This window comes from Phenylobacterium sp., from assembly GCF_030693805.1.
Taxonomy (GTDB): Bacteria; Pseudomonadota; Alphaproteobacteria; order Caulobacterales; family Caulobacteraceae; genus Phenylobacterium.
In genome coordinates this window covers 1-1,529 of the sequence record NZ_JAUXZW010000365.1, presented here as the reverse complement: position 1 = coordinate 1,529, position 1,529 = coordinate 1, and the positions used below count along the sequence as shown (strand labels likewise).

Here is a 1,529-nt window from a genome sequence, read left to right as displayed (position 1 = left end):
GCGTCCCGGTATAAGCGGGCTCGCAACGTTCCTCGCGGTCATTCGCCGCGACTTCGAGAAGGGTGTTCCTGCGAGACGATGACGTGCACACCCTAGCCTTCACATCTTCTGCTTGGGCAGAAGTTACCGGCTCTCTGTCGCGGGGCAACGAGGTGGCCGGGCTTTTGCTGGCCGGGCGCGCCGAAGGCGCAGACGGGATAACACTATTGGTCCGTGCCGTTCGCTGGATCGGGCAAGAACACTACGGCCAGCAAGATGCTCACGGTCTCTCGATTCGATCCGCCGGCTATGTGCCGATTCTCAAAGAGGCGGGAGCAGACGACGAAGTCCCGATCTTCTTTCATACTCACCCTGGAGGACGGGCACATCCCTCCGAGTCCGATCGCGAAGTTGATCGCCAAGTGCAAGAGCTGTTCCGCCTAAGGAGCAGGCAATCGCGGTACGTGAGCGTAGTAGTGGGAGGTTCGCCGGACGCCCCGGAGTTCACCGGCGCCGTGTACTCGGACGCTGGCTTGGCGCCGGCCCGCATTGATCGCATGCGAGTGATCGGTCGCCACCTGCGGATCCTCGCCGCCGCGGATTCGGACGAACCCAGCAGTCAGCCGGACCGCTTCGATCGTCAAGTCCGAGCGTTCGGAATGGAGGGCCAGAAGCAACTGAGCCGTGTGCGAGCCGGCGTAGTCGGCGCTGGCGGCACGGGATCCGCGGTGTGCGAACAGCTGTTGCGGTTGGGCGTCGGTTCGATTGTGGTGATCGACAACGATGTCGTGACAGCGTCGAACCTGACCCGGATCCACGAGTCGACGCACTCGGACATTGGCCGACCGAAGGTGCATGTGGTTGGCGACGAAGCAATTCGGATAGGTGCTAACACCAATGTGTCGGCGATCGAGGGAAATGTCGCCTGGGAACATGTCGCGCGGGAGCTTCGACACTGTGACGTCGTGTTTGGCTGCACAGACGATGACGCAGGGCGCGCCGTACTTTCGCGACTGGCCTACTGGTACCTGATCCCGCTTATAGACTGTGGCTTCGTAATTGAATCTGTCGACGGGAACGTGCGTGGGCTTTTCGGGAGGGTAACTACCGTGATGCCAGGCGAGGCCTGTCTAATATGCCGTCGGCGCGTCGATCCGATCCGAATGAGAAACCAGCTGCTGCCTTCCGCAGAGAGGGGACGGCTCGCTGATGAAGGATATGCCCCCGGGCTTCTCGACCCCGACCCTGCGGTGGTTGCGTTCACAACGATGACCGCTTCATACGCAGTGACCGAACTGCTCGATCGCCTATTCGCCTACAGTGGCGAGGATGCGCCGTCGGAGTTGCTTTTGCGGTTGCACGCACGGGACGTGCGAACAAATCGTGTCGAACGGGTTGTCGGCCACTACTGCGATGATGTGCGCAATTGGGGCCGGGGTGATACTGCGCCGCTTCTCGGGCAGATGTGGCCTGCCTAACAATGTTCGATTTCTTCAGAAGTACTCGTAAGGGAGACGCAAAGTTCGACGGTGTGCAGTATTACGCGTCCC

1 protein-coding gene is annotated in these 1,529 nt (G+C 61.0%); it reads left to right on the top strand.

The features are described 5' to 3' along the window. Window positions 1–83: 83 nt before the first annotated feature. Window positions 84–1,457 (top strand): ThiF family adenylyltransferase, encoded by a 1,374-nt coding sequence (locus tag Q8M88_RS14550; RefSeq protein ID WP_305597879.1) that lies wholly within the window; start codon window positions 84–86, stop codon window positions 1,455–1,457. Window positions 1,458–1,529: the final 72 nt, after the last annotated feature.